General features: G+C 34.2%; 23 protein-coding genes. 11 read left to right on the top strand and 12 right to left on the bottom strand.

Annotation, left to right across the window (positions count from 1 at the left end; translation table 11 throughout):
• Window positions 1-471: 471 nt before the first annotated feature.
• From CBP76_RS04745 to CBP76_RS04755, 3 genes are read right to left on the bottom strand one after another with little or no spacing between them, the layout of a single operon-like run.
• The gene (locus tag CBP76_RS04745) at window positions 472-1,461 is read right to left on the bottom strand and encodes a LacI family DNA-binding transcriptional regulator (protein WP_102195798.1); all 990 of its coding nucleotides are present in this window, start codon (window positions 1,459-1,461) and stop codon (window positions 472-474) included.
• Window positions 1,461-2,906 carry a UDP-glucose--hexose-1-phosphate uridylyltransferase gene (locus CBP76_RS04750; RefSeq protein ID WP_102195799.1) on the bottom strand — a complete coding sequence of 482 codons (1,446 nt, stop codon included), beginning with the start codon at window positions 2,904-2,906 and terminating at the stop codon, window positions 1,461-1,463. Before CBP76_RS04750 ends, CBP76_RS04745 begins: the two co-directional genes overlap by 1 nt.
• Window positions 2,906-4,090, bottom strand: coding sequence for a galactokinase (locus CBP76_RS04755; RefSeq protein WP_102195800.1), 1,185 nt, complete (start codon window positions 4,088-4,090; stop codon window positions 2,906-2,908). Before CBP76_RS04755 ends, CBP76_RS04750 begins: the two co-directional genes overlap by 1 nt.
• A 147-nt stretch (window positions 4,091-4,237) precedes the next feature.
• On the opposite strand from CBP76_RS04755, the gene CBP76_RS04760 reads away from it, so the two are divergent.
• The 3 genes from CBP76_RS04760 (at window position 4,238) to CBP76_RS04770 (ending at window position 6,340) form a co-directional block, all read left to right on the top strand.
• Entirely contained in the window at window positions 4,238-5,104 is an 867-nt protein-coding gene (locus tag CBP76_RS04760) for a DegV family protein (RefSeq protein ID WP_102195801.1), read from the top strand.
• Window positions 5,094-5,444, top strand: a complete 351-nt coding sequence (locus CBP76_RS04765) for a VOC family protein (protein ID WP_245865601.1) — start codon at window positions 5,094-5,096, stop codon at window positions 5,442-5,444. The genes CBP76_RS04760 and CBP76_RS04765 overlap by 11 nt, the downstream gene beginning before the upstream one ends.
• 185 nt (window positions 5,445-5,629) lie before the next feature.
• On the top strand, window positions 5,630-6,340 hold the full coding sequence (locus CBP76_RS04770; protein ID WP_102195803.1) for a GntR family transcriptional regulator: 711 nt from the start codon (window positions 5,630-5,632) through the stop codon (window positions 6,338-6,340).
• A 122-nt stretch (window positions 6,341-6,462) separates the two neighbouring features.
• Here CBP76_RS04770 and CBP76_RS04775 read toward each other — a convergent pair whose 3' ends face one another.
• Window positions 6,463-8,415 (bottom strand): sucrose-specific PTS transporter subunit IIBC, encoded by a 1,953-nt coding sequence (locus CBP76_RS04775; RefSeq protein WP_102195804.1) that lies wholly within the window; start codon window positions 8,413-8,415, stop codon window positions 6,463-6,465.
• A gap of 215 nt (window positions 8,416-8,630) precedes the next feature.
• Between CBP76_RS04775 and CBP76_RS04780 the strand changes: the two genes are divergently transcribed.
• Together CBP76_RS04780 and CBP76_RS04785 are read left to right on the top strand one after the other, a co-directional pair.
• The gene (locus CBP76_RS04780; protein WP_102195805.1) at window positions 8,631-10,061 is read left to right on the top strand and encodes a sucrose-6-phosphate hydrolase; all 1,431 of its coding nucleotides are present in this window, start codon (window positions 8,631-8,633) and stop codon (window positions 10,059-10,061) included.
• A gap of 10 nt (window positions 10,062-10,071) precedes the next feature.
• Complete coding sequence (locus CBP76_RS04785) at window positions 10,072-11,052, top strand: LacI family DNA-binding transcriptional regulator (RefSeq protein ID WP_102195806.1); 981 nt, start codon at window positions 10,072-10,074, stop codon at window positions 11,050-11,052.
• A gap of 111 nt (window positions 11,053-11,163) precedes the next feature.
• Here CBP76_RS04785 and rlmD read toward each other — a convergent pair whose 3' ends face one another.
• The gene (gene rlmD, locus CBP76_RS04790) at window positions 11,164-12,546 is read right to left on the bottom strand and encodes a 23S rRNA (uracil(1939)-C(5))-methyltransferase RlmD (RefSeq protein WP_102195807.1); all 1,383 of its coding nucleotides are present in this window, start codon (window positions 12,544-12,546) and stop codon (window positions 11,164-11,166) included.
• Window positions 12,547-12,615: 69 nt separating this feature from the next.
• Here rlmD and recX point away from each other — a divergent pair, with 69 nt between their 5' ends.
• Window positions 12,616-13,383 carry a recombination regulator RecX gene (gene recX, locus CBP76_RS04795; RefSeq protein ID WP_102195808.1) on the top strand — a complete coding sequence of 256 codons (768 nt, stop codon included), beginning with the start codon at window positions 12,616-12,618 and terminating at the stop codon, window positions 13,381-13,383.
• A 79-nt stretch (window positions 13,384-13,462) separates the two neighbouring features.
• Window positions 13,463-13,996 (top strand): nucleoside tri-diphosphate phosphatase, encoded by a 534-nt coding sequence (gene ntdP / locus CBP76_RS04800; RefSeq protein WP_102195809.1) that lies wholly within the window; start codon window positions 13,463-13,465, stop codon window positions 13,994-13,996.
• A gap of 283 nt (window positions 13,997-14,279) precedes the next feature.
• On the opposite strand, the gene CBP76_RS04805 is transcribed toward ntdP, so the two are convergent.
• The 6 genes from CBP76_RS04805 to CBP76_RS04830 all read right to left on the bottom strand — a co-directional run bounded on the left by CBP76_RS04805 (window position 14,280) and on the right by CBP76_RS04830 (window position 19,073).
• Entirely contained in the window at window positions 14,280-15,035 is a 756-nt protein-coding gene (locus tag CBP76_RS04805) for an amino acid ABC transporter ATP-binding protein (protein ID WP_102195810.1), read from the bottom strand.
• A complete protein-coding gene (locus CBP76_RS04810; RefSeq protein ID WP_102195811.1) occupies window positions 15,035-15,730 on the bottom strand; it encodes an amino acid ABC transporter permease in 696 nt (231 codons plus the stop codon). Before CBP76_RS04810 ends, CBP76_RS04805 begins: the two co-directional genes overlap by 1 nt.
• A 32-nt stretch (window positions 15,731-15,762) precedes the next feature.
• Complete coding sequence (locus CBP76_RS04815) at window positions 15,763-16,542, bottom strand: transporter substrate-binding domain-containing protein (RefSeq protein WP_102195812.1); 780 nt, start codon at window positions 16,540-16,542, stop codon at window positions 15,763-15,765.
• 82 nt (window positions 16,543-16,624) lie between these two features.
• Window positions 16,625-17,548: a cysteine synthase A gene (cysK, locus tag CBP76_RS04820; protein WP_102195813.1), complete on the bottom strand. Its 924-nt coding sequence runs from the start codon at window positions 17,546-17,548 to the stop codon at window positions 16,625-16,627.
• A gap of 13 nt (window positions 17,549-17,561) precedes the next feature.
• Window positions 17,562-18,356: a homoserine O-acetyltransferase/O-succinyltransferase family protein gene (locus CBP76_RS04825; RefSeq protein ID WP_102195814.1), complete on the bottom strand. Its 795-nt coding sequence runs from the start codon at window positions 18,354-18,356 to the stop codon at window positions 17,562-17,564.
• Window positions 18,357-18,611: 255 nt separating this feature from the next.
• Window positions 18,612-19,073, bottom strand: a complete 462-nt coding sequence (locus CBP76_RS04830) for a hypothetical protein (protein WP_102195815.1) — start codon at window positions 19,071-19,073, stop codon at window positions 18,612-18,614.
• Between the two features lie 131 nt (window positions 19,074-19,204).
• Between CBP76_RS04830 and CBP76_RS04835 the strand changes: the two genes are divergently transcribed.
• The 4 genes from CBP76_RS04835 (at window position 19,205) to brnQ (ending at window position 25,169) form a co-directional block, all read left to right on the top strand.
• The gene (locus CBP76_RS04835) at window positions 19,205-20,560 is read left to right on the top strand and encodes a hemolysin family protein (protein WP_102195816.1); all 1,356 of its coding nucleotides are present in this window, start codon (window positions 19,205-19,207) and stop codon (window positions 20,558-20,560) included.
• A gap of 144 nt (window positions 20,561-20,704) precedes the next feature.
• Window positions 20,705-22,282, top strand: a complete 1,578-nt coding sequence (locus CBP76_RS04840) for a peptide chain release factor 3 (RefSeq protein WP_102195817.1) — start codon at window positions 20,705-20,707, stop codon at window positions 22,280-22,282.
• A 407-nt stretch (window positions 22,283-22,689) separates the two neighbouring features.
• Complete coding sequence (locus tag CBP76_RS13465; protein ID WP_102195818.1) at window positions 22,690-23,694, top strand: glycoside hydrolase family 73 protein; 1,005 nt, start codon at window positions 22,690-22,692, stop codon at window positions 23,692-23,694.
• Window positions 23,695-23,834: 140 nt separating this feature from the next.
• The gene (gene brnQ / locus CBP76_RS04850) at window positions 23,835-25,169 is read left to right on the top strand and encodes a branched-chain amino acid transport system II carrier protein (protein WP_102195819.1); all 1,335 of its coding nucleotides are present in this window, start codon (window positions 23,835-23,837) and stop codon (window positions 25,167-25,169) included.
• A 218-nt stretch (window positions 25,170-25,387) separates the two neighbouring features.
• On the opposite strand, the gene CBP76_RS04855 is transcribed toward brnQ, so the two are convergent.
• The gene (locus tag CBP76_RS04855) at window positions 25,388-26,332 is read right to left on the bottom strand and encodes a sugar-binding transcriptional regulator (protein ID WP_102195820.1); all 945 of its coding nucleotides are present in this window, start codon (window positions 26,330-26,332) and stop codon (window positions 25,388-25,390) included.
• Between the last annotated feature and the right edge of the window lie 107 nt (window positions 26,333-26,439).

Consider the following 26,439-nt stretch of genomic DNA (forward strand, 5'->3'; position numbering starts at 1 on the left):
TTCTTGTATAACATTTTTACTTAATTTTGTACCAATAATTGTTATGTTTTTCTGTGATTAAAATAAATAGTCTGTATTGATTATCAATCGTGTTTGAAAAAACAAGATTGATATCGATACAGACTACTTTTTTATCTATTTATGCTTGTTACAATTTCAAATAATTACCCCTTCAAATTATCTTTACGTTTCAAATAATCCTCATGAGTAATATTGCCCTTGGCATATTCTTTATCAAGTGTTTCTAAAGCAGTAACTTTATGAATATTATGGTTATTATTAATTAAATAAGCTATTAAAAGGACAATCAGCAGGAAGACGATACCATATAATCACATACCACCGCCCATGAAGTCCATGCCGAAAAGCCCATGGCAATCTGCATAGTTCATCATGATCTTTATCTCCTTTGAATGTTTATACATTTATTATAAGGAGGTTGGATTTGACTGGCAATTTAAATGATCTAAGTTAAATCGTACTTTGACGGAAAATCAAATTAGTAGCTAATTCCATTCTTTTGGCGACATGACGTGGATTATTCAAGAGGTCTTGCATCAAGTCAACTGCGGCAGCCCCCATTTGTATAGTAGCCACATCAACAGAGCTAAGCTCAGGATTGACGTAATTAGCAACAGAGGTGTTGTTAAAACTAAAGATACTTACACGCTCTGGAACATTGATATTGGCCTCTTGGAGAGCTTTTAATGCACCGGCCGCCATCGGATCATTAGAAATGAAAAATGCATGTGGTAAGTGATCTAACGATTGGATGGCTTTTTTCATTTGTTGATAACCTGAATCCTTACTGAAGTTTCCCTTAAGGCAGTACTCAGGATGAAATAATTTATACTTTTGTGTTGCTTCTTTAAAGCCAAAGTAACGAAAATCAGGAATGGTACGTAAGTTATCAGTCGATTTTTCCTCGCCATAGATCAAACCAATATCTGAAATGTCTTGTTCAATAAAGTAATCAATGACCTTTTTTATGCCATATTTGAAGTCGGTCACGATAGTGTCAAAACCCTCGGGAAATTGATCATCGTCAATAAAGACCAGGTTGGGACAGATACTTCGTAATTGATGGACTTGATTTTGACTGAATTTACCTACTGCAAGGATGCCATCAGTATCGGTAGGAATCTTATCCAGATCATTGTGAAAGATTCGAGTCACCTCAAAGCCGTACGTTGGAGCTTGTTGTTCGATACCTTCACGTACTGCCATATAGTAGATATCGTCCTGTTCTTTAGTTTCACTATACCATTGGACTAACGCAAGGTGTTTTACGAAGTGAGTGCTTTTATGACTGGCCTTTTGGTAATTCAGATTAGTTGCAATTTTAAGAATGTTGGATCTAGTTTGATCGGTAACGGATAAGGTCAAGTCATTGTTAAGGACCCTAGAAACGGTCGCTGGTGAGACATTAGCTTTCTTGGCAATATCGCGAATGGTTGCCATTAATCTAGACTCCTAATGAATTTGTCGAAAGCTTTTTGTCCTTGGTCATTCCATTTGAAGACACCAGCATCTTCAAGAACTCTTGCAAAAACTAAGCCCGTTTCTTTATCAACGATTTCAGTGACATTATTATCGTTAAATTCATATTTTTTCTTTAATTGATCAGCCCAGGTTTGGTGATATTCGGCCATTTTGTTAGGGCGATTTAGTAAGTATCTTTCAACCTCTTTAAGTTCAGTTTTTAAACGCGCTGGTAAGATGGCACGTCCCATAACTTCAATTAAACCGATATTTTCTTTTTTGATGTGTTGAACATCCTTATGAGGATGAAAAATTCCATCAGGATAGTCAGTTGAGGTTTGATTGTCACGTAAGACAATATCTAGGATATATTGATCACCTTTATGATAGGCGATAGGGGTCACAGTATGATGGCGAGTTTCATTGGTAAAAGCTCTGACATCAACGGATTCATCACTATAATTCATCCAATTTTCGTGAACTAAAGTAGCGGCTTTGACTAATTTATCGGGATCAGAACCTGTTAGACGAATGGTCGACATTGGCCACTTAACGATACCGGCTTTAACACCTTCAACGGGAATTTCAATTTCTCTAGCAATCGGTGCTTTCATCATTGGAAAATCGTGACGACCACCTTGGTAATGGTCATGCGATAACATTGATCCACCAACTATTGGTAAGTCAGCATTACTTCCAACAAAGTATTGTGGAAAAATCTTAGTGATTTCTATTAAGTTATTGAAGGTATGTTGATTGATGATCATTGGTTGATGAATTTTATTTAAGAAAATAGCATGTTCATTGAAGTAAGCGTAAGGAGAGTATTGAAAACCCCAAGTTTGTCCACCAAGTGTAAAACGGATAATTCGATGATTACTGCGAGCAGGATAACCTAGGCGACCTTGATAACCTTCGTTTTCTAGGCAGAGTTGGCATTTAGGATAGCCAGTCTGTATTTGTTTTCCAGCAAGCGCAATAGCCTTAGGATCTTTTTCAGGCTTAGATAAATTAATAGTAATTTCGAGATTTCCGTAATTGGTTGGGACTGTATAGGAAATATTCTTGGCGATTGCCTTAACTTTGATATAGTCATTAGTTTGACTCATTTGATAAAAGTAGCTAGTCGCATTTTCTGGATCTTTTTGGTAGAGATTCCAAAACTTTTCGTTTAGCTTGGAAGGTAGTGGAGTGATAAAGTCCATTAGTTGATCATTGAGAATTTCTTTAGCAGTTTGATCGTTTTCGATTTTATTATTTTTAATAGCTGTTTCGATCAATGCGGTTTTAAGATCATCATTTTCTTGATGATTATCATCTCCGACCAAAGCACAAACGCGATTATAAAGGTAAGTACGATCTAATTCTTGATAAGCATTATCAGCTAATACTATTTGATCGACAAATTTATCGACACAAGACATTATTTTTCCACCTCGGAGATTTTAATTTCTCTAGGTCCGTCGGAAATTTCAGCAATATAAAAATCACAGTCATAACCAATTTTATTTTTGTAAATTTTACCAACGTTTGTTTGAAAGTCATCTAAGTTATCTTTATTGACAAACGCGATTGCACAGCCACCAAATCCGGCACCAACCATTCTTGCTCCAAGGACTCCAGCTTGCTTCCAAGCTGCTTCAACGAGAGTATCGAGCTCAACACCAGTTACCTCATAATCGTAATGAAGTGAGATGTGAGAAGCATTAACTAGTTTACCGAATGCAATTAGATCGTTATTTTTAAGATACTTGATAGCCTTTAAAGTTCTTTGATTTTCAAAGACTGCATGGCGGGCACGACGAATCAAAATATCGTCATTAATTAAATATGAATTGCGGTCGAACTCATCAATTGATAATTCGCCAAGGGATTTGATATCTAGCTTTGTTTGAAGAAGTGCTAGAGCCTGTTCACATTGACTTCGACGTTCGTTATACTTGGAGTCTGCTAGAGCACGGTGTTTGTTAGTATTCATAATAACAATGACGTGATTGCCTAATTCGACAGGGGCATAGTGATATTCCATAGTATTAGTATCTAGCAAAATTGCTTGGTCCTTTTTGCCCATTCCTACAGCAAACTCATCCATAATACCAGAGTTTACGCCGATATAATTATTTTCATTTTGTTGTCCCATTTTAACAAGATCGAGTTGATCTATTCCTAGCTGATAAACATCATTTAAAATATTTCCCATCAGTAATTCGATTGAGGCAGATGACGATAATCCAGCTCCGTCGGGTAAGTTTCCTTGTATATAAAGATTGAATCCATAATCTAATTTATAACCGGCTTTGGCAATTAGGTAAATCATCCCTTTGGGATAGTTTGCCCAATCATCTTCTTTTTTATATTCAAGATTATCTAAAGAAACAGAAATAATACCAGTATCAGGTAGGTTTTCAGAATACAATTCGATGGTTCTGTCCTCGCGTTTTCCAAAGGCAGCATATGTACCTAAACTAATGGCACAAGGAAAGACGTTCCCACCATTATAATCAGTATGTTCGCCAATTAAATTAATTCTTCCGGGTGAGAAGAATAGCTTATCGGCCGTTTTTTTAAAAGTACTTTCGTAACCTTGCAAAATTTTATCAGTATCCATAATCAGTCTCCACTTTTACTAAATATTTACTTAACAAAATGATAACGCTTTCCAAATCTTGAAACAAGGAGATTTAATTTATTAATTCAAATAAAATGTTATGATTATATGCATGAATGCCCGTAATAGGGAAAAGAGGAGAAATTAATGAAAACGGCAGTGGTAACTGATACAGCGTCTTATTTAACACCTGAGCAGATCAAAAAATATAATATTACTGTCTTGCCAATCACGGTTATTTTGGGAGACAAGCAATACAAGGAAACTGAAGAGTTGACTGACCAAGATTTTTTTGATTATCTTAGAAACGAACCTGAATTGCCAACAACTGCCCAAGTATCAATGGGGCAGATTCAAGAGGCCTATGATCATCTAGTAGATGAGGGCTATGATACAATTATTTCTGTTCATTTATCCTTGGGAATCACGTCTTTTATGGATAATTTACGAATGTTTGTTAAAAGTTACGATAAGGCTAAAGTTTATCCATTTGATTCAATGGCTGCTAGTGCCGCGGAAGGTGATTTGGTAATGCTGGCAGGACTATTGGCTCAAAAAGGCACTGATCCAGAAGAAATTATGAATCAATTGACCGATTTGAGAGATTCTACTGATGTTTACTTTGCGGTTAATGATTTGAAACATTTAAGTAGAACCGGACGTTTGAGTAATCGTTCAGCTATTATTGGTAGTTTATTAGATGTCAAACCTTTATTGACCTTCAAAGATGGTAAGATCTTTGCTATTGGTAAAGAACGCACCATGAATCGAGCTTTTAAGACGATTTCTCTAGAAATTCAAAAATATATGCAAGAACACCCAGATTGGAAAGTACATATTACTGTTATTGATTCTAATAATCGAGAAACTCAAAAGAAATGGGCACTTAATTTCGGCAATAATTTTCCGCAAGCACGTATCTCGACAAGTCATTTAGGACCTGCTATTAGTGTTCATACAGGCGAAAAAACTATGGGTGTTGTTTGGGATAAGGACTTTGAAAATGAAGACTAGAATTATGATTTATGTTGATGATGTTGATATGAACGTAGAATTTTGGATTGATGAGTTTGGTGCTCAAATAGTAGCAAGACAGACTTTAAATGGTGGATATCAAAATGTAATCGTAGGGATATCAAATGAGGTTGAATTATCCATTTTTCCTAAAGACTATATTCGTATTTATTCACCGGAAGTATCGGAGAATGTACCTTCTTTAATGTTCTTCTCAAGTGATTTTGATAAATTACATGATAATTTATTAAGTGCAGGTGAGATAACTGAGGTCAATGGAGTTTTAACCTTTAATTTTATAGACCCAGAAGGTAATTATTTTGTAGTTGCTAAATCATAAAGCAATTTATATTCATAAGAGAATACTGTTACAAAGGGTTTAATGTTTAAAAAGACAAATCTAGTAGAAAATTAGATTTGCCTTTTTTGTGTTGGTATAGATTTCGAGGATCAGTCAGCAAAATTATTGCAAGATTTATTGCTGATTAATAAACTGATATTAGTGAAAATAGAGGGGATTTTTAAATGAAAATTAGTCTACAAGATAAATTAATAAATCAAATTACTAGTTATATTCAAATTTTGCCGGCTAATTATAAATTACCATCGGAGCGCCAATTAGCAGAAACGTATCAAGTTTCTAGAAATACTGTTCGATTAGCACTGTTAAATTTGGAAGAAACGGGATTAGTAAGACGGATTCATGGTAAAGGAACTTTTGTCAGTCGAATTAATCTTGAAAGTGATATAGAAAGTAGCTATAAGTTTGATCAACAAATGCGACTTCTAGGGAAAGTGCCTTCTACTAAAATAATTAATTTTAAGAAAAAGGAAGCCAATGAGTTTTTTGCCGAGAAATTGGATTTAAAGATTGGTGAGATGATGTTTCAAATTGATCGTTTAAGATTAGCCGATAATGAACCAATGATGTGTGATCGAAGTTTTTTACCGTTTAAATTATTTAAGGAGTTAACTAAAGAAATGCTAGAAAATAAATCAATGTATGATGTTTTTTCTAGCAAATTCAATCAAAAAGTAAATTATGCTGATGAATATTTTTCAGCTAGTTCAATTGGTAATTGTGATAGTAAAATTATGAAGTTGCCGCAGGGAACGTCCTGTTTAAGATTGAAAAGAAAGGCCTATAATTTGGACAATCAAATTATTGAATTTACTTTAAGCGTGGCTCGAAGTGATGAGTTTGCCTATCATGTGCGCCACCAGATTCAGGAGTAATCAGGGGCAGTTATTCCTATTCAAATTTATTGAGATACAAAATAAGCTACATTGACTTTATATTCAATTCAGTCAATATAGCTTATTTTACGTATTTATTTGATTCATGAAGGGTGGAAAACTTAAATATTAGCGGCTGCGGAATAATTAGGAGTTAGTTCAGTCAAAGCAACAATGTCATCGCCTGCTTTAACAGTATCCTTATTTAATTCGTCAACGTCACCATAGGACATGGTATTAGTAATTACAATCATAACAGTTGGATCATATCCAGCATCTTTAATCTGTTCAATATCAAAGGTACCGAGTAGATCACCTTTTTTAACTTTGTCTCCTTGTTTGACGTTTGTTGTGAAGTATTTACCCTTTAGGTTAACAGTATCAATACCTAGATGAATCAGAACCTCAGCACCATCAGTAGTTTTGATACCATAAGCATGTTTGGTTTCATAAGCAACGGTCAAAACTCCATCAGCTACGGCATAAACTTTACCGTCAGTTGGTTTAACAGCAGCACCTTTACCCATTATTTCGGCAGAGAAAACTTGATCATTAACATCTGATAATTTAATTAACTCTCCGTTTACAGGTGCGGCAACCATTTCATCGGCAACGGCAATAATTTTATCATCATTTTGAGGAGCCTTTTTTGTTGTAGTAACTTTATCAAATTTCATTCCATAAACGTAAGTTAAAATAAACCCTAAAGCAATACTGATAGCAATACTAATAAAGAATGGTAAATAATATTTTGGTGGGAAAGAAATGAATCCGATAATTCCGGCAGCACCAAGAGCACTTGAGAGAACATGGAAGATACCAATAAAGATACATGCAATTCCAGAAGCAATCATGGCACAAATAAATGGATAGCGGAGTTTTAAATTAACACCAAAGATAGCAGGTTCAGTGATACCTAGTAAAGCGGATAATCCAGCTGATGAAGCCAATCCCTTTTGTTTTTCGTCTTTAGAAATAAAGAAGATAGCCAAACATGCGGCACCTTGGGCTGCGTTAGCCATTGAAGCAATAGGGAAGAAGAAATCGCCACCGGTTTTGGCAATATTAGTTAACAATTGAGTTTCAATAGCAGGGAAACTTTGATGTAAACCAGTAACAACGATAGGTGAATAAAAAGTACCAAAGATAGCGGTACCAACAAATCCAGTTGTATTATATAACCAAACAATTCCATTGGTTAGTCCGTCAGAAATAATTCTCATAATTGGTCCAACACCAATAAATGTCAATAGTCCAGTAACGATGACGGCAATTAATGGAGTGAAAATAAAATCTAAAGTAGCAGGCATATGCTTATGAAGCCATTTTTCAATATTGGCTAAAATATAAGCGACTACCAAGACTGGTAGAACTTGACCTTGGTAACCTGCTTGAGCAACTTTAATTCCAAAAACATTCCAATAAGTCATCTTGCCAGCAGCCATAACGTTGGCTACATCGTAACCATTAACTAAGGCAGGCATAACCATTGCCATACCGATCGCAGCTCCTAGATAAGGGTTACCACCAAAACGTTTCGTGGCAGAGAAACCGATTAATACTGGCATGAAAGCAAAGGGAGCTGATGCTAATAGATTAATTAATTCCGCTACACCCTTTAGTCCAGGATACGTTTGAACAACTGATAAAGTGCCGAATAGATTAGGTGAGGTCAAGACATTGTTCAAGGCCATCAATAAACCACCAGCAACAAGAGCAGGAATTAAAGGAACAAAAATATCAGAAAGAACTTTTACGAATGCCATTATTGGGTTAGATTTTTTACCATTAGCAGCTAAGTTTTTTAAATCGTCCGGAGTAACACTTTTAAGTCCGGTTTTTTGAATTAAGAAATCATAGACTTTATCGACATCCCCAGGACCAATGATAATTTGGTATTGGCCGTTAATGCTAAAAGTACCTTTGACATCGTCATCGTTATCAAGCCCCTTTTGATCGATTTTTTTTTCATCTTTAACGACAAGGCGCAAACGAGTAGCACAATGAGCTGCGGCTACTAGATTGTCTTTGCCGACGTATTCTATTACCCGATCGGCAACTTTTTCATGATTCATAATAAATCCCTCCTAAAACAAATGTAAGCGTTTCGATAACTTAATAGTACTTGTTTTTTATAAAATGTCAAACGTTTAACAAAAATATATTATATTAAAATTAGTAACCGCTTAACAAATTGATATAATAGTAATTTAATATATGATATACGATTGACATTAAATAAAAAAGCAGGTTACAATGTAGCCAATTAAGGAAAGTATGAGAGAGAAAAATGATTACAAACTGGACAACAAAATTAAGATACTTACCATATAAAGAATGGCCAGATAGTCAAATTAAAGATATTAAACAAAAAATAGCTCAATCACATTGGCGACTAGGCTATCATATTCAACCAACAACTGGATTATTGAATGATCCAAATGGTTTTTCTTATTTTAATAATCAGTGGCATTTATTTTATCAATCATTTCCCTATGGCTCTGTTCATGGATTAAAAAACTGGACTCTTTTAACATCGAATGATTTAGTTCATTGGCAAGATCATGGTCCATTATTATTGCCAGGTGATAAACAAGATAGTCATGGGACGTATTCTGGTTCAGCAATCAATGTCGATGACAAGTTATTTTTGATGTATACCGGAAATGTTCGAGATAAAGACTGGGTTCGTCATCCAAAGCAAGATGGTGCTTGGATAGATAAGAATAATCAATTGACAAAGATCACCACACCATTGATTGACCAGCCTAGAGAGGGATTCACTGACCATTTTCGTGATCCACAGATTTTGAAACATGACAATAAATATTATTGTCTGATTGGTGCCAGAAGAAAAGATGATACAGGACATGTTTTGGTTTATCAGGCGGAGACCGTGACAGGTCCATGGACCTATAAAACTGAGCTAAAGTTCACAGATCAAAAAATGGGTTACATGGTTGAATGCCCTAATCTAGTCTTTGTTGATAAAAAACCGATTTTGATTTTTTGTCCCCAAGGGATTTCTCAGGATGTATTAAAACATGATAATATTTATCCAAATGCTTATATAATTGGGGATAGTTTTGATTGGGATGATTTTAGTTTCAAAAATCCTAGTCGAATTAAAAATCTGGATGATGGATTCGATGTGTACGCCACAGAGGGATTTAATGCTCCCGATGGTCGAACTTTGGCAATTAGTTGGATTGGATTGCCTGATACTACATATCCCTCAGATGTTGAAGGATGGGCTAATTGTTATAGTCTTGTTAAAGAATTGAAAATTAAGGATAATCAACTTTATCAAATACCAGTTAATGAAAATTCTAGTTTATTAAAGCAAAAAATTACAACTGACAAAATATCGCCGCAAACTAAAATATCTGGATTGATTGTGAATGATGAAGGTCTTTTAACTATCAAAACGGATCAGGCCGAAGAACTACAAATCTCATTTGATACTAACAATGGTAAAATAAAAGTTGATCGAACCAAAGCGGGTCTTCTTGTAGCAGCGGATCATGGTACTACTAGAGAATCCATTGTTGATCCCGGTAAAATTGAATTCGAACTTTATTTAGATAATACTGTTTTTGAATTGTATATAAACCAAGGTCAAAAAGTTTTAACGGGAAGAATTTTTCCAAAAGGACAACAATTTCGACTTGCTTCTAAGAGTGTTCAATTGCAGAAAGAACAATTAGAAAAGATTTATTAAGAGGTAAGTAATGGCAACATTAGATGATATTGCAAAAATGGCAGGAGTTTCGGCGACGACTGTTTCACGGGTTATTAATAACTATGGATCATTATCAGAGAAAACTAAAACGAAAGTTTTTGCAGCGATGAAGGAGTTAAATTATCAGCCTAACAGTCTCGCCCGATCATTAAAGGGAAAGAAGACACAGCTTATTGGGGTAATATTGCCAGGAGTAGGCAATCCATTTTTTGGACAAATGGTTGAAGAGATAGAGAATCAACTTTTTAATAAGGACTTTCGAATCATCCTTTGTAATGCTGGAAATGATGCTAAAAAAGAACGAGCTTATCTAAGAATGTTAATTGCTAATCGCGTTGATGGTATCATTGCTGGTTCCCATAATTTAAATATTGAAGAATATCAAAAGGCAGATTTGCCAATTATTTCATTTGATCGTTATTTATCGGAAAATATTCCTATTGTCAGTTCGGATAATTATCAGGGCGGACAATTGGCCGCACAGGCTCTTTTAGCTTCCGGCAGTAAGAAACTACAGATCATAACTGGTCGTAACCGTCCTAATAGTCCTACTAATGATCGATTAAATGGATTTAAGAATATTATCAAACAACATGATTTACAGCTTGATTTAACTGAAATTGACTTTTCAGCAACACCAAATATAAAAAGTCTAAAGATCAAGGAATTATTAGCTAAAAAAACTATTGATGGGATTTTTTGTACAGATGATTTAACCTCGCTATTGGTCATGCGACAAGCTAAGAATCTAAATATTAGTATTCCTAATGATTTACGCTTAGTTGGTTATGATGGAACCAATTTTATTCAGGACTATCATCCTGAATTGACGACTATCATGCAGCCAATATCTGATATTGTTACGATGATGATAGACTTGTTATTGAAGCGAATTGATGATCCAGAATGTCAATTGGAAAAAAACTATACACTGCCAGTTAAATTGATTGCTGGCACAAGTACTATTTAACAAAAAAATACCAATCCGGCAATTATTATAAATAATTGTTGAATTGGTATTTTTATAGGAGAGATTTTATTTAATCGTCTGTTACAAATAGGATTTTGGTTCTTATTTGTATTAACGTCTAACCATTTTAACAATGGTTTCAACATGTGGAGTTTGTGGGAACATGTCAACAGGCTGAAGATAAACTACTCGATATTCTTTAGTTAAACTAACCAAGTCTTTGGCTAAGGTTGATGGATTACATGAAACGTAAACTAATTTATTAACCGGATTGCGATTTAATGCTGAAATCAATTTGTTGTCAAGACCAGTACGTGGAGGATCAACAACTACCGCATTGACTTCTTTGCCATCCTTTAATAGTTGAGGATAAATTTCATCAGCTGATCCAACATAGTAGTCAGCGTTTTGAACGTCATTTAATTTGGCGTTTTCTTTGGCATCCTCGATAGCCTCAGGAATAATTTCGATTCCATAAACATGTTTTACCTTGTTAGCCATTGTGATACCGATTGTTCCGACACCGCAATAAGCATCAAGTAGAACATCGCGAGAATTTGGTTCTAAAGCCTGATTTACAAGATCATACAGTTTATCAGTTTGAAGAGAGTTAAGTTGCAAGAAAGCGCGAGGTGAGAAGTTAAATAAATAACCATTAATATCTTCTTGAAGATATTGGTCACCCCAGAGCAACTTAGTTTCATTACCCCAAACGCCAGCCTTGTCCTCTTTGTTGATATTTTGAGAGATCGAACTAATCTCAGGTATTTCCTTTTGAATTCTTTCAATTAATTGGCGCTCTTTAATGAATTTAGGAGAACGGGTAATGAAAGTTAATTGTAACTGGTTGAATTCAACTGATTCTCTAATTACAATCATACTTAAGATACCAGATTTAGTTTCAGGATTGAAAACAGGAATTTCTAAATCTTTGATCATTTGGACGATTTTTCGCATAGCGGACATAGTTAGATCCATTTGTGTTGGCATTTCGGTTAGATCTACTAATTCCTGGGTACCTGTTTTGTAAAGTCCACAGCGAATCTCGCCATTGATTTCTTGAATTGGAAATTGGGCCTTGTTACGATATTTCTCTTGTTGAACTGAGGCTGCTGTTGGTTTGATCATATATTTATCATGAGCATATGGCTTATATTTATCAAGTGATTCACGAAGAATATTAGATTTGAAATTAAGTTGATCCTTATAATTGATATGTGCAAACTCTAAACCACCAACTGAATCTGCTAGTTCTGGTGTATTAGGATTTCTAAAGGGACTGGCTTTTCTAATTTTGTGGATACGTCCGTTCAAGAAGCGATCATGAATATCAGTGATCTCACAGACGATAACATCTTCAGGAACAGCCCTTGGTACGAAGACGATGACGTGTTTGAAGAAACCAATTCCTTCGCCATTGATTCCGATACGTTTGATTGTCAACGGAAATCTGTCACCGACTTTTAATTCTTGTGTAATATTATTTGTGTTCATAATTTTTCCTTTGGATAGTTTTGAGATAAACTTACTCTTGAGAGTATAACATGGTGAGGTAAGAATATATTGGCAAAAGTTACGAAAATCCAAGCACAGAAACGAAAGGGACGTTATAATGTTTATCTTGACGGAAAATATGCGTTCCCAGTAGCAGAAACAACTTTGATTGAATTTCGTCTAATGAATGGTACGGAATTGACTGATTCACAGATCAAAGAGATTCAAGATCGGGAAAATATTAATAAAGCATATGGCGATGCAGTAAATTATTTGAGTTATCAATTGCGGACTAAAAAAGAAATTAAAGATTATCTATATAAGAAAGAATATCATCGAGATGCTGTAGATTTGGTTATAAAAAAACTTGAAGAATTACGTTATTTAGATGATGAATCTTATGCAACTAGTTATATTAATACTCAATTAAAAACGACCTCAAATGGTCCTAAAATAATTGAACAAAAATTAGTTCAAAAGGGTGTTCCAGATAATTTAATTCAAGATAAACTATTTGAAATCAATCAAGATACATTATTAGAAAATGCAATTGAATTTGCCAAGAAACAAGTTCGTAAACAAAAAAGAGCATCATTTCAACAAATGCTGACAAAAATTCGTCAAAGCCTTTATCAAAAGGGATTTAGTAAAGAAATTATTGAAGAAACGATCAATGATTTGGAACTTGAACCAGACGAAGATGAGGAACTAGATAAATTAAAAGCTTTGGTTCAAAAGGTTAGACATCGGTATGATAAACCTGAAAAACTGATTCATTATTTAATGACTAAGGGTTATCACTTTGATGAAATTAAACGTGTCTTGTCTGATAATTAAGAATGTTATCTTTAAATAGTTTCACAGCTCTGTTATAATTTTTTTGGATAAGATTTAGATTTTAGAAAGCTGGTAAGTTATGCAGATTCCTAGAGAAGGGGATTACGTAGCAATCCAGAGTTATAAGCATGATGGTCACCTACATCGTACTTGGCGTGAAACAATGGTGTTAAAGACAAGTGAAAACGAAATTATTGGTTGTAATGAGAATACTCTTGTCACAGAAGCAGATGGACGTCGTTGGGTAACAAGAGAACCCGCATTAGTCTACTTTCATAAGAAATATTGGTTCAATATTATTACTATGATAAGGGATAGTGGCGTATCTTATTACTGCAATTTGGCGACACCATTTGCTTTGGATAAAGAGGCCATCAAATATATTGATTATGATTTAGATGTTAAGGTCTTTCCAGATGGGGAGAAACGTTTATTGGATGTGGATGAATATGCCGCACACAGTAAAATGTGGAATTATCCACCAGAAATAGATACTATTTTACATGATAATGTCGACGTTTTAATTGATTGGATCGATAAGGGCAAAGGACCATTTTCACAGGCTTATGTTGATCTTTGGATGCAAAGATATAAGGAACTGTCACACCATTAGGATTGCTATATCCTATTAGACTACCGAATGGTAGTCTTTTTTTTTACACTAAATTAATTATAAATTTATAAACAATTGTTAAAATAAGAACAATATATCTGTAAGGGGAAAACTGAGGAAGTATTGTCGCTTTAGCAATAATGGTCTTAAGTGTGGGTTATAGCTATCCAATTTGGGTTAATATTGGCTTTTTAGGATTATTCTTTTTGGGATTTTTTATCATTAGTTTAATTAGACGAAAAAAGAGCTAATCGATTTAAACATTGATTAGCTCTTTTAGGTTTTATTTCAACTTTTTACTATCATCAAAAGTAATACCAGATAAGAAGTCTTTAATTCTAGTAGTAGGGTGCTCAAAGAAATCTTTGGGAGAACCATCAAAGAGAATTTCACCATCTTCAACGAAGACAATTTTGTCAGCAACCGAACGCGCAAACTGCATATTGTGAGTCACAATAATCATTGACTGATCCATTTTACTTAGTTCCTCTAGAATTAACAAAACCTGAGTCTCTAGCTCAGGATCTAAAGCACTAGTTGGTTCGTCCAAGAGAATGTATTCTGGGTTCATAGCCAAAGCTCGACAAATTGATATACGTTGTTGTTGACCACCAGATAATTGACTAGGATAACGATCAGCGTATTCGGCTAATCCTACTTGACTTAGTAATTGACGAGCACGTTTTTCAGTTTCTTCTTTGGATTGTTTCAAAACCGTAATTGGTGCCGTTGTGATGTTTTCAATAACGGTTAAATTAGGAAAGAGATTCCAATTTTGAAAGACCATACTGGTTTTCTTACGGATATCAAAACTCTTTTTCTTAGTGACTGGTTGAGCGTAGTCTAGAGAAATATCAGAAAAACTCAAAGTTCCGCTATCAGGTCTGACTAATAAATCTAATGACCTTAACAAGGTAGATTTACCAGAACCAGAAGGTCCCAAGATGACCGTTGTTTTGCCATCAGGGAAATCGACAGAAATATTTTTCAGAACTTCTTTACCATCGTATGTTTTAATAACATTTTTTAATGAGATCATTAGGCTTCACTTCCTTTAACGTATCTTGAGGTTCTGCGTTCGAGATAATGTTGTAGGAAAGTAAGCAATGTGCAGACGACAGCATATAAGAAAGCGGCTAACGAGTACATTAGTAATGGTTGGTAATTTTTAGCAGTGATCTGTTGACTGACCTGGAACATTTCCAAGATAGTAATTGAACTAGCCAAAGAGGTATCCTTTACCAAACCAATAAAAGAGTTTGATAGTGGAGGTAGAGCAATTCTGACGGCTTGTGGCAAAACAATCTTCATCAGAGTTTGTTTGGTTGTAAAGTTCAAAGTAAAAGCAGCATCCCACTGATCTTGAGGTACTGACATCAAAGCTGAACGAATTGTTTCAGAAGCATAAGCTCCAGTATTTAGTGAGAAACCAATTACTGCAGCGATGAAAGGTGATAATTCGACTCCAGCACTTGGTAATCCAAAAAAGATAATAAACAATTGAACTAATAGCGGAGTAGAACGGAACAACCAAACATAGAAATCGGCAATTGCTCGTAAAACTAGCCAAGGATATTTAACCAACTTATTTTCGCTTGGTTGGATGAATTTAATCAGAGCAGTTAGGACCGCTAAGATTAACCCTAGAATAAAGGAAATGATGGCTAATGGAATGGTGTATTGCAACATTGCCGAGATCATTTCTGGTAATGACGTAATGATGATATGCCACATGAAATAAAGAACCTCCTAGTAAAATTTAATACTTATTTTTTAGTAATATCTTCGCCAAAGTACTTAACTGAAAGTTTCTTCATTGTACCATCTTTGAATAATTCATTTGTTGCTTTAGTTACTTGTTTGCTTAATTTAGTTGATTTCTTGTTAAAGATAGGTGCAATTTTTGAAGCTGGTAGTTTACTTTCAGGAATAACGATGTATTTAAGATCGGTATTCTTGTGATCTTTTTTCCATGTTAGAAAGGCTTCTTTAGAATTAAATGCGCCCTTAACACGTCCCTGATCGATCATTGACATTGATGTTTGGAAATCACTTGAAGGTACTACATCAGCACCGAATTTTTTAGCATGATTATAGTTATCAGTACCAGTTCCGGCAGCAATTTTTTGTCCCTTAATATCATCAACAGAATTGATACCTGAACCATCCTTAGTGATAATTACTGATCTTGAGTAGATATAAGGTGTTGAGAAAAGATATTGTTTTTCACGTGATGGATTCTCAGCAACATTATTGATAACTACATCAAAAGTGTTTGAGTTTAAACCAGCAATCAATGAATCCCACTTAGTAGGTACAAATTTAGCTTTCATACCTAGTTTCTTGGCTACGGCTTTGCCATAATCAACTTCAAATCCTTTGAGTTTACCATTTTCACGGTATGAATATGGTGCATATGTTCCTTCAAGTCCAATTGTTAAAGTTCCAGGTGTCTTAGTATCGCTGGACTCTTTTTTACCACAGCCAGTTAAAACCAAAACTAAGGCCACAATTGTAGTTAATATTAAAGCAATACGCTTTTTCATTAGTTAAATCCCCCTATTAAATTAAAAAATCATCATTTACTATTTTCGCATAGATTAAAGATTGTTAGAAAGAAAATGTCTCCTAAAAATTAAATAAATCGGTAGAAAGATATCTCTCTCCATTATCTGGTGCTACGGTAACAACTTTTTTGCCCTTGCCGAGCTTCTTAGCTATTTCAATGGCACCAAAAATGTTTGCTCCAGCAGAGATACCAGGTAGAAAACCTTCATTTTGACTAACTTTTTGTGCCATCTTGATAGCTTGATCACTGGTTACTTCTATAATATCGGAATAAGCATTTTGATCAAGTGTGTCTGGTATAAAACCAGCGCTGATTCCCTGAATTTTGTGTGAACCAGTTTTACTGTCTTTTAGAAGTGGTGATTCAGCTGCTTCCAGTGCATAAATCTTTACATTGGGATATTTCTTAGTTAATGCGTGACTAACACCGGAAAGAGTACCACCAGTACCAACTCCTGCAACAAAAGCATCAATTTGTTCATTATCAAAAGCACTAATAATTTCTTTACCAGTGGTTGCTTCATGAATAGCAGGATTAGCAGGATTTTGGAATTGCATAGGCATAAAGTAACCATTTTCGTTAGCTAAATCAGTAGCTTTCTTAATAGCCCCCTTCATACCTTCAGATCCTGGTGTCAAAATAAGTTCAGTTCCATATCCTTGCATCAACTTACGACGTTCGATGCTCATTGTTTCAGGCATTGTAATGATTAAATGATATCCCTTGGCAGCTGCAACTAATGAAAGACCTATTCCAGTGTTTCCAGATGTTGGTTCCACCAAAGTATCTCCAGGTTTTATCTTTCCAGCTTGTTCAGCTGCTTCAAGCATTGATAAAGCAATTCGATCTTTTATGGAACTGCCAGGATTAAAGAATTCTAATTTAACATAAACATCTCCAGCGTCCTCTGGAGTAACATTATTTAGTTTAACTATTGGAGTATTTCCAATAAGCTCAGTAATATTTTTAGCAATTTTTGTCATAATTATATCTCCCTTAACAAGTAGTTAATTTGTGTTCAGTAACGGTTTTTAACCAGTTATTGTAAAAATTTTGTTGCGTCTGTTTCCATGAAAAAATAGGTTTGTGATCAAGTGGTGAATAGTAGTTATTAGCTGGTAAAGGATGTTTAATTTTTTCACTGGCTAATTCACGATGATATTCTTTATCCAAACTATCTTTTTGATATTCTAAGTGTGAAAAAAGAAAAGTTTGATGCTTAATAGTTGATTCAACTAAAGTAAATAATCCGTTCTCGCTGATTGCATCAATCTGTAGAGTCGATTCATTATTTATTTGTTCATGATTCATTTCTGCATAACGAGCATGGGGAGCAGGAAAATTATTACTAATATTATCTAATAGTGTGGTCGATGTAATAATTTGATTTTGAAATACTCCGAATGTTTTATGGGGAAGAATCATTTTATCTATGTCGTATAAACGATTAAGGGCAGCCATGGCGCCCCAACAGACATACAATTGAGGAATATTCATTCGATTTAATAAATCGATCAATTGATTGATTTCATCTGAATATGAAAGTTTGGAAAAATCTAATTTCTCAACTGGAGCACCTGTAATAATAAAACCATCTAAAGTTGATATATCTTCTAAATTTAATGGCTTCATATTTTTTGTTATATTTAAATCTAGTTTGCGATTAATATAGCGGGTGGCAGAATAATAGAATTTCAAATCGACATCCTTTCCCAAAGCTGATTGGAAGTTAATCATTGTTTCAAATTTATTTTGCATCAAATTTAAAACACCAACTTTAATTTGTTCCAAAAGTAACTCCTTTCTAAGCAGTTAAGAATACAAAAAAAGCGGAGCTGACTAATGTCAACTCCGCTTGATAATTTAGTTTTCACTACTTGTTTATCAATTGAGTGGTATTAGACATGTTGAAAAAGTATAGTAATGTTCATTCATTACTACACAACAACATGCTTTAACTTGTTTTTGATTAAAATTCAACATGTCCAATTCCTCCTACAATTAAGATGTCTCAAACTTACAATTAAAAAAATAATAAGTCAAGTATTATTTTTTCTTTTCAGTATAAATTGATAATGATTCAAATTCCAAATATGAGGCCAGAGTTAGTGATATAACTAGGGCTAAGACCAGCCAACCAAGGGTTCTACCCAGGATTATTGTTAATGGCATAAATTTTGCTATTAGATAAATGCTGGCAATAGATAAACAAAAATCAACTGCTAAATTTGCACTGATAACGAATTTACTACGTTCTAGGATGAAAAAGTTCAATAGTTCCTTAAGAATTTTGCGAGTGGAACTACGATACATTATCAAAACAGGACGCTGTGCAATAACTTTTACAGCAAACATACCGAAGGCACCAACAAAGCCACCAACGACTATGCGCCAAGATAATGCATGTAAAACGAGGGAATTATATGACACCCCAATAATTGATAAACACAAAACGTAGGGGATGATGAAAAAGAACAAATAGATTATGGCAATTTTTTTATTAGACATTTTTGAAGACTCCCTATATACTAATGGTCTTATTTTATCATTAAAAAGGAACATTGTTGAATACATTAACACCTGTTATAATTGTTTTGTTTCTATTCTAAATTTTTCAAATGAAAGAGAGTGCGAGTTAAATGAGTGGTGACTCTTCTGGAGCGTCGCTTTCCGGGCAGCTGATTTTAATAATTGTATTAACAATTTTAAATGCTTTTTTTGCAGCAGGCGAGATGGCGATTGTATCCGTTAATAAAGCGTCTGTGGAGGAAAAATCCAAAGAGGGAAATCGAAAAGCTAAGAGAATTTTTCAACTAGTTAGTGAACCGAATACCTTTTTGTCAACTATCCAGGTTGTGATTACTTTGGCTGGTTTTATATCATCTGCAAGTGCAGCAACAACCTTTACATCGAGAATGCAATCTTTACTAGGAGATTTTCCCGGTAGTCGAGAGCTTTCAATAGTAATTATAACGGTTATTCTATCGTTTATTATTCTTATTTTGGGAGAAATGTATCCCAAACGTATAGCGTTACAACGGCCATACCAAACTCTTAGTTTCACTGAACCGTTGATAAGTTTCTTCAATATGATCCTGAAACCTTTTAATTGGCTATTGAATGCTACAAATAATGTACTATTAAAAATAACGCCAATTGATTTTAGTAAAAAGCAGGAACCGATTTCTCGTGATGAAATGGTTGCAACGCTTAGAAGTTCACGTAATAGCGGTACGATTAATCCTGACGAGTATCAAATGTTACAAGGAATTATTCGTTTTGGCGATAAGACAGCTAGGGAGATTATGGTACCAAGGACTGATACTTTTATGATTGATATTAATGATTCAGTCGATGAGAATATTGATGCTATCTTGAGTCAGCCGTATTCAAGAATTCCGGTTTATGGTGCAGATAAAGACAATGTGATTGGAATAATCCATATTAAAGACCTATTGAAGAGATCTCGTGAAGTTGGTTTTGATAAAATTAGTCTAAAAGCAATTATGAAGGAACCATTGTTTGTTCCTGAAGCAACTAATATAGATAGTTTGCTGGTTAAGATGCGGAGTACTCAAACTCAAATTGCCATGGTTGTCGATGAATATGGTGGAATTGTTGGATTAGCAACAATTGAAGATATTTTGGAAGAAATTGTTGGAGAAATTGATGATGAATATGACCCAATTACAAAAAACTTTCAAAGATTAGGTGCTAATAAGTTTTCAGTAGTTGGATTAATGACGATTGAGGATTTTGATGAACTATTTGATGAAGAGATTCATGTCGATGATGTTGATACAATTGCTGGTTATCTGATTATGAATATCGGAGAAATACCAGATGCTAAACATCCTAAATCATTTACACTAGATGATGGTCTGATAATTACGTCTGGTGAACTCAATGGTTCAAGAATTGAGAATGTTATCGTTACTGTTCCCGATAATAAAATTAAGAATGTAACTACAAACATGTACAAAGAGAAATACTAACTTGTATTTCTTTTTTTTGAGTAAAAATATGTTGTAACATATATAGATGAATAATAGATTTAAATAAAATTATTAATGTATAGGAAGGAAACGCGAAAATGAGTAACCTTTTCTGGTTAACTGTCCAATTTTCGCTCTAAAATAATGGATCAAAAACAATTACAACAAGAAGTCAACAAGCGTAGAACTTTTGCCATTATCTCTCACCCGGATGCTGGTAAAACTACTATTACTGAGCAAATGCTTTACTTTGGTGGGGTTATTCGATCTGCTGGTACTGTTAAAGCTAAAAAGTCTGGTCAATTTGCAACTAGTGATTGGATGGAAATTGAAAAGAAACGTGGTATTTCTGTTACTAGTTCAGTTATGCAATTTCATTATCATGACAAAGATATTAATATCTTGGATACTCCAGGACATGAGGACTTTTCAGAAGATACTTATCGAACTTTGATGGCGGTTGATGCTGCAGTTATGGTTATTGACTCTGCTAAGGGTATTGAACCACAGACTAAAAAGTTATTTAAAGTTGTAAAAAAACGTGGTATTCCCATTTTTACCTTTATGAACAAACTAGACCGTGATGGTCGTGATCCTTTGGATTTGATTGCTGAATTGGAAGAATTACTTAATATTGAAGGTTGTGCTATGAATTGGCCTATTGGTATGGGTAAGGAATTAAAGGGACTATATGATATTCGTAACAGTCGCCTTGAACTTTATCGAAAAGATGGGGATGATCGATTCCTGCCATTAAACGATGAAGGAAAATTGGCAGAACCTAATCCAATTGAGGGAGAAGGCGTTTATGAACAAGCTCTTGGCGAAGTGGATTTGATCAAAGAAGCTGGTAATGAGTTTGATCTTGAGAAGATTAAAGCTGGTAATCAAACTCCAGTCTTCTTTGGCTCAGCTTTAACAAACTTTGGTGTTGAAACATTCTTAGATACATTCTTGGATATGGCACCAGCACCAGCAGCACATAAAGAACAAGATAGTGAAGAGATTGTTAAGCCTGATGATCCTGAATTTTCAGGCTTTGTTTTTAAAATTCAAGCTAATATGAATCCTAACCATCGTGATAGAATTGCCTTCGTTAGAATTTGTTCAGGGGAATTCGTTCGTGGTATGGACGTTACTTTGAACCGTACTGGTAAAGTGATGCGTTTAAATAATGCGACTGAATTTATGTCTGATCAAAGAGAAACAGTCAAGACAGCTGTAGCTGGAGATATTGTGGGATTATACGATACTGGTAATTTCCAGATTGGCGATACAATTTATTCGGGTAAAAAAGCAGTTCAGTTTGAAGATTTGCCACAATTTACACCGGAAATGTTTATGGAAGTTCAAGCTAAGAATGTTATGAAGCAAAAATCATTCCATAAAGGTATGCAACAGTTGGTTCAAGAAGGTGCAGTTCAACTTTATAAAAAATATACAACTAATGATTATATCCTAGGTGCCGTTGGTCAACTTCAATTTGAGGTTTTCCAATTTAGAATGAAGAATGAATATAATTGTGATGTTGTAATGAAACCAATTGGTTCTAGAATTGCTCGTTGGATTGATCCTGAGCAATTAGACCAATCAATGTCATCTACTAGAAATATGCTAGTGAAAGATTTAGATGATCAACCATTGTTCTTATTTGAGAATAAGTTTGCTGAAAATTGGTTTGTTAATAAATATCCAGATATTAAGTTAACTTCAAAATTATAGAAAATCGCTGAATAGCGGTTTTTTTTATTGTAAAATTTTAATGGTAGTGTAAAAACTCACAATAAAAAAGGAGGCTTAATATACGTTCAATAAACTTGAATAGCGTGATATCGGGGGAAACTATTCGATAGCTTAAAAATACGATTCTAACTACCAATTATATTTTTAAACAATAAATGAAATTTAATTGTATTTTTTTCTGGAAATTTCTCTTTGTTGAGAGTAAATTTTGCAATCAAGTATAAGAAACCTTTAGAATCTTAATGATATTTCTTTAAGTCAAGTAGCAAAAAATTACAATTTATTTTCGAATGTTTAATTCTTGTTACAAAATCCAAGTTTTATTGAAACTACTTTTTTTAAATAGTAGTCTATAACTAGATTATTTATTAAGGGGAAACCATTCTATGTCTAAAAAAAATCTACTCACTAGTGCTTTAGTACTTGGCACATTAGCTGCAACTGCTACACCTTCTGTAGTATCTGCTGCAACAACAAACGATGCAGATTCTGCAACATCTCAAACAAGTACAGAACAAGTAAATAACAAATCACAAGATAATAGTTCAAACGTCATTGCTGGATCAAGCGTTAAAAAAGCTGATACAACAGTTGCTACATCAGCTGTTGTTCAAGCCGCCAGTGAATCAGCATCTGCCGCTTCAAATACTACTGCAATTATTCAAGCCGCTTCTGGTGTAACAGCAGCTCAACAACAAGCTTTCTTAGCTCAAGCTGTTCCAATGGCTCAAAAGGCTGCTTCTCAATATGGTCTTTATACATCAGTTATGTTGGCACAAGCTATTCTTGAAAGTGCATGGGGTACCTCAACTTTAGCTACTCAAGGTTATAATTTGTTTGGTATTAAGGGTGACTATAATGGCGCTTATGTAACAATGCCAACATCAGAATGGAGTGCTTCACAAGGCTGGTATACGATTTATGCTAACTTTAGAAAGTACCCAAGTTATTATGAATCATTTGCTGACAATGGTAACAAGCTACGTAATGGTGTTTCATGGAACTCAAGTTATTACAGTGGTACATGGAAAGAAAATACTAGCTCATATAAGGATGCAACTGCATGGTTACAAGGTAGATATGCAACTGCTCCTAACTATGCTTCATCATTGAATAATTTGATTTCTACTTATAATTTGACTCAATATGATGGAACTCCAGAAACAAATGGTGGTTCACAAACTGATAATAATGTTATTAGTGTTAATAATAAAAATGGTGGCTTTGTCTCACTAGTTGCTTTTGATAGCAATGGAACTGCTTCAAAAATAACTAATCGTGGTTTAGCTAATAATACACCTTGGTATACTGATCAAACTAGATCATACAATGGTCATACATATTATCGTGTTGCTACAAATGAATGGGTAGAAGATACATATTTAGCTTAATGAATCAAAAGTCTCTATAATTAATAGATTAATTCTATTTAATTATAGGGATTTTTTTACTGTATTTTACGACAGAAGTTGCTCTCAAATAAATACTCGCTTATTATATTTAGATGAACTTATTGAGAAGAGTGGATTAAATGAATGAAAAATTAACTTGGAAAAATTTATTTTTTATCGGTTCAATGTTATTTGGACTTTTCTTTGGAGCTGGTAATTTAATTTTCCCAGTTTTCTTAGGACAACAAGCAGGGAAGAACGTATTTTATGCAATTATTGGTTTACTTATCACTGGTGTTGGGTTGCCACTTTTGGGAGTGGCAAGTATGGGGATGACTGGCAGTAACAGTGTCTTCGATTTAGCAGAGAAAGTAAATCGCCCATATGCTTATATTTTTACTATTTTATTGTATTTAACTATGGGACCATTTTTTGCAATCCCACGCCTGGCTACTATTTCTTATCAATTGGGAATTGCTCCCTTTGTTAGTAAAAATCAGCAAAGTTTGTTTTTATTAATATTCTCGGCAATTTTCTTTATTGGAACTTTTTTATTATCAAGAAAACCTAGTAAATTAATGACCTATGTTGGTAAATGGTTAACACCGATATTTTTAATTCTATTGGGAGTTTTGGTTGTGACGGCATTCGCTAAACCAATGGGTGGGCTAGACTCGTTGCCTCAAGGACATTATGCTAGTGATCCTATTCTAACTGGTTTTACAGAAGGTTATAATACTATGGATGCATTGGCATCATTGGCCTTTGGAGTGGTAGTAATTGATACTATCAAGTCACTAGGGGTGAAGCATCCAGGACAAATTGCTAAAGATACTATTAAATCTGGCTTGATAAGCGTCGTTTTGATGGGAATTATTTATATGTTTTTAGCTTTAATTGGAACGATGAGTGTGAATAAGTTACCATTAGCACCAAATGGTGGAGTTACATTAGCCCAAGTCTTCAATTATTATTTTGGATCATTTGGGAGTTTACTGTTAGCATTAATTGCCATCATTGCCTGTTTGAAGACCTCGATAGGCTTAACGTCGGCCTTTGGAGAAACAGCCAAGGAAATGTTTCCAAGGTTCAATTATCAAGCAATTTTGATTGTGGCTATCGGGTTGTCGTTCATAGTTGCTAATATTGGGTTAACACGTCTGATCAATTACTCGACGCCAGTATTAATGTTTTTGTATCCATTGGCAATGGTATTGATTCTTATTTCTGTATTTACACCTTTAATTGGTGATTCAAAATGGATCTTTGGAATGACAACGTTATTCACTATGATTCCAGCTCTTTTTGCTGGAATTAATGCTTTGCCAAAAAATTTGAAGAACAATGAATTTGTAAGTTGGATTTTAAATTTGAATAATCATCTACCATTAGCAACTATGAGTTTGGGTTGGGTAGTTCCAGCATTGATAGGATTAATCATCGGTTGGTTGTTTAGTCGTTTTTCAAGAAAATGAATCATGAAATATATTTTAGCTGTTGTATATTTTGTTATTCAAATAGTTTTAATTATTCAAAATAAATAGTCTATATTGATTTTCAACAATGTTTACGAAAGAACATTGATTGATATCAATATAGACTATTTTTGAATATTTAAGAATTCAGAATTGAAAATTTTAGATTTACTGCAATGTCTAATTTCAAGCTAACTAGTCTTAAATTTCTCTGATTATCATAACTCTGCCAACATTTTATTAGCAGTTGGTTCGTTTAAAATTACATCGGTAAAATAATTTCCAATGAGGGCAGCATTTAAAGAAGCTGATTTGAACTTGTCGTTAACGATGGCAACTCTAGTAGGAACCTTCAGAACTTTTTTAAAGCTGATTCCAAAGACTTTATCATCCTCCTCATTGACCAATAACTTACCATTTTTATCAATTGGACGACCATAAACCAAAGCAGCAACCGTATTGGAGTTAACATTTGGGAAAAGAATATTTTTGCTGTCATGCCAAGAATCAATACTGTTGATCGAATCCAAAGTTCCGACACTAGTAAAAATTAAGTCCAATTGTTGTGCTGTAGCGAGGCTAGGCTGAATTGCTGGTTCCAAGGCCAGCAATCTACGAACATCCTTATTAATAATATAAAGTGGAGCATCAATTGTTAGATATTTACCATTGTATCTTGTGGCCACTTTTTGAACCATTCGCATAGTCCCAGCCAAAGAATTATGTTTGCCATTTTCACCAATAAATTGAGTGAAGACCATATTGTCTTTTGACAAGGTTTGAAATGAATCAATTACGTGATAAATCGTGTCTCCCCAAGTGAGGCCGATTATTTTTTTGCCTTCAATTAAGTTCTGTAAGTACTTAGCGGCAAATGAATAAAAACGATCGTTTTCATGTGCAATGTCTTCAGTGTTTTTTAGGACATAGAAATTTGAATTAGGGAATTTGTTTTGAAGCTGATTTTCTAAGTCAGAACTTCGTGAAAAGGGTGAACTAATATTAATTGTTACGATTTTTTTATCCACTGCTTCGGATAAGTATTTTGAAATTTTATAACGACTAATATTATATTTTTTAGAAATGTCACCCAAGTTTAAATGGTTTAAATAGTAGTCTTGAGCCAAATCTACCAATAGTGAAGTGTTTTCTTCCTGAGCCATATGTGAATCTCCTTTGCATATATAAGTTACCTTATTTAACCAATGATTTCAATTTTAAAAGTTTGTGAAACTTGTGAAATTATTTACATTTTTTAAAAAATAGAGTA

This window comes from Companilactobacillus nuruki (assembly GCF_002872255.1).
In the GTDB taxonomy this organism is placed as follows: Bacteria; Bacillota; Bacilli; order Lactobacillales; family Lactobacillaceae; genus Companilactobacillus; species Companilactobacillus nuruki.

Coding starts and splice junctions, on each gene's coding strand:
- CBP76_RS04745 (WP_102195798.1), bottom strand. CDS start 1,461: ATGGCAACCATTCGCGATATTGCCAAGAAAGCTAATGTCTCACCAGCG.
- CBP76_RS04750 (WP_102195799.1), bottom strand. CDS start 2,906: ATGTCTTGTGTCGATAAATTTGTCGATCAAATAGTATTAGCTGATAAT.
- CBP76_RS04755 (WP_102195800.1), bottom strand. CDS start 4,090: ATGGATACTGATAAAATTTTGCAAGGTTACGAAAGTACTTTTAAAAAA.
- CBP76_RS04760 (WP_102195801.1), top strand. CDS start 4,238: ATGAAAACGGCAGTGGTAACTGATACAGCGTCTTATTTAACACCTGAG.
- CBP76_RS04765 (WP_245865601.1), top strand. CDS start 5,094: ATGAAGACTAGAATTATGATTTATGTTGATGATGTTGATATGAACGTA.
- CBP76_RS04770 (WP_102195803.1), top strand. CDS start 5,630: ATGAAAATTAGTCTACAAGATAAATTAATAAATCAAATTACTAGTTAT.
- CBP76_RS04775 (WP_102195804.1), bottom strand. CDS start 8,415: ATGAATCATGAAAAAGTTGCCGATCGGGTAATAGAATACGTCGGCAAA.
- CBP76_RS04780 (WP_102195805.1), top strand. CDS start 8,631: ATGATTACAAACTGGACAACAAAATTAAGATACTTACCATATAAAGAA.
- CBP76_RS04785 (WP_102195806.1), top strand. CDS start 10,072: ATGGCAACATTAGATGATATTGCAAAAATGGCAGGAGTTTCGGCGACG.
- rlmD (WP_102195807.1), bottom strand. CDS start 12,546: ATGAACACAAATAATATTACACAAGAATTAAAAGTCGGTGACAGATTT.
- ntdP (WP_102195809.1), top strand. CDS start 13,463: ATGCAGATTCCTAGAGAAGGGGATTACGTAGCAATCCAGAGTTATAAG.
- CBP76_RS04805 (WP_102195810.1), bottom strand. CDS start 15,035: ATGATCTCATTAAAAAATGTTATTAAAACATACGATGGTAAAGAAGTT.
- CBP76_RS04810 (WP_102195811.1), bottom strand. CDS start 15,730: ATGTGGCATATCATCATTACGTCATTACCAGAAATGATCTCGGCAATG.
- CBP76_RS04815 (WP_102195812.1), bottom strand. CDS start 16,542: ATGAAAAAGCGTATTGCTTTAATATTAACTACAATTGTGGCCTTAGTT.
- cysK (WP_102195813.1), bottom strand. CDS start 17,548: ATGACAAAAATTGCTAAAAATATTACTGAGCTTATTGGAAATACTCCA.
- CBP76_RS04830 (WP_102195815.1), bottom strand. CDS start 19,073: ATGTCTAATAAAAAAATTGCCATAATCTATTTGTTCTTTTTCATCATC.
- CBP76_RS04835 (WP_102195816.1), top strand. CDS start 19,205: ATGAGTGGTGACTCTTCTGGAGCGTCGCTTTCCGGGCAGCTGATTTTA.
- CBP76_RS04840 (WP_102195817.1), top strand. CDS start 20,705: ATGGATCAAAAACAATTACAACAAGAAGTCAACAAGCGTAGAACTTTT.
- CBP76_RS13465 (WP_102195818.1), top strand. CDS start 22,690: ATGTCTAAAAAAAATCTACTCACTAGTGCTTTAGTACTTGGCACATTA.
- brnQ (WP_102195819.1), top strand. CDS start 23,835: ATGAATGAAAAATTAACTTGGAAAAATTTATTTTTTATCGGTTCAATG.
- CBP76_RS04855 (WP_102195820.1), bottom strand. CDS start 26,332: ATGGCTCAGGAAGAAAACACTTCACTATTGGTAGATTTGGCTCAAGAC.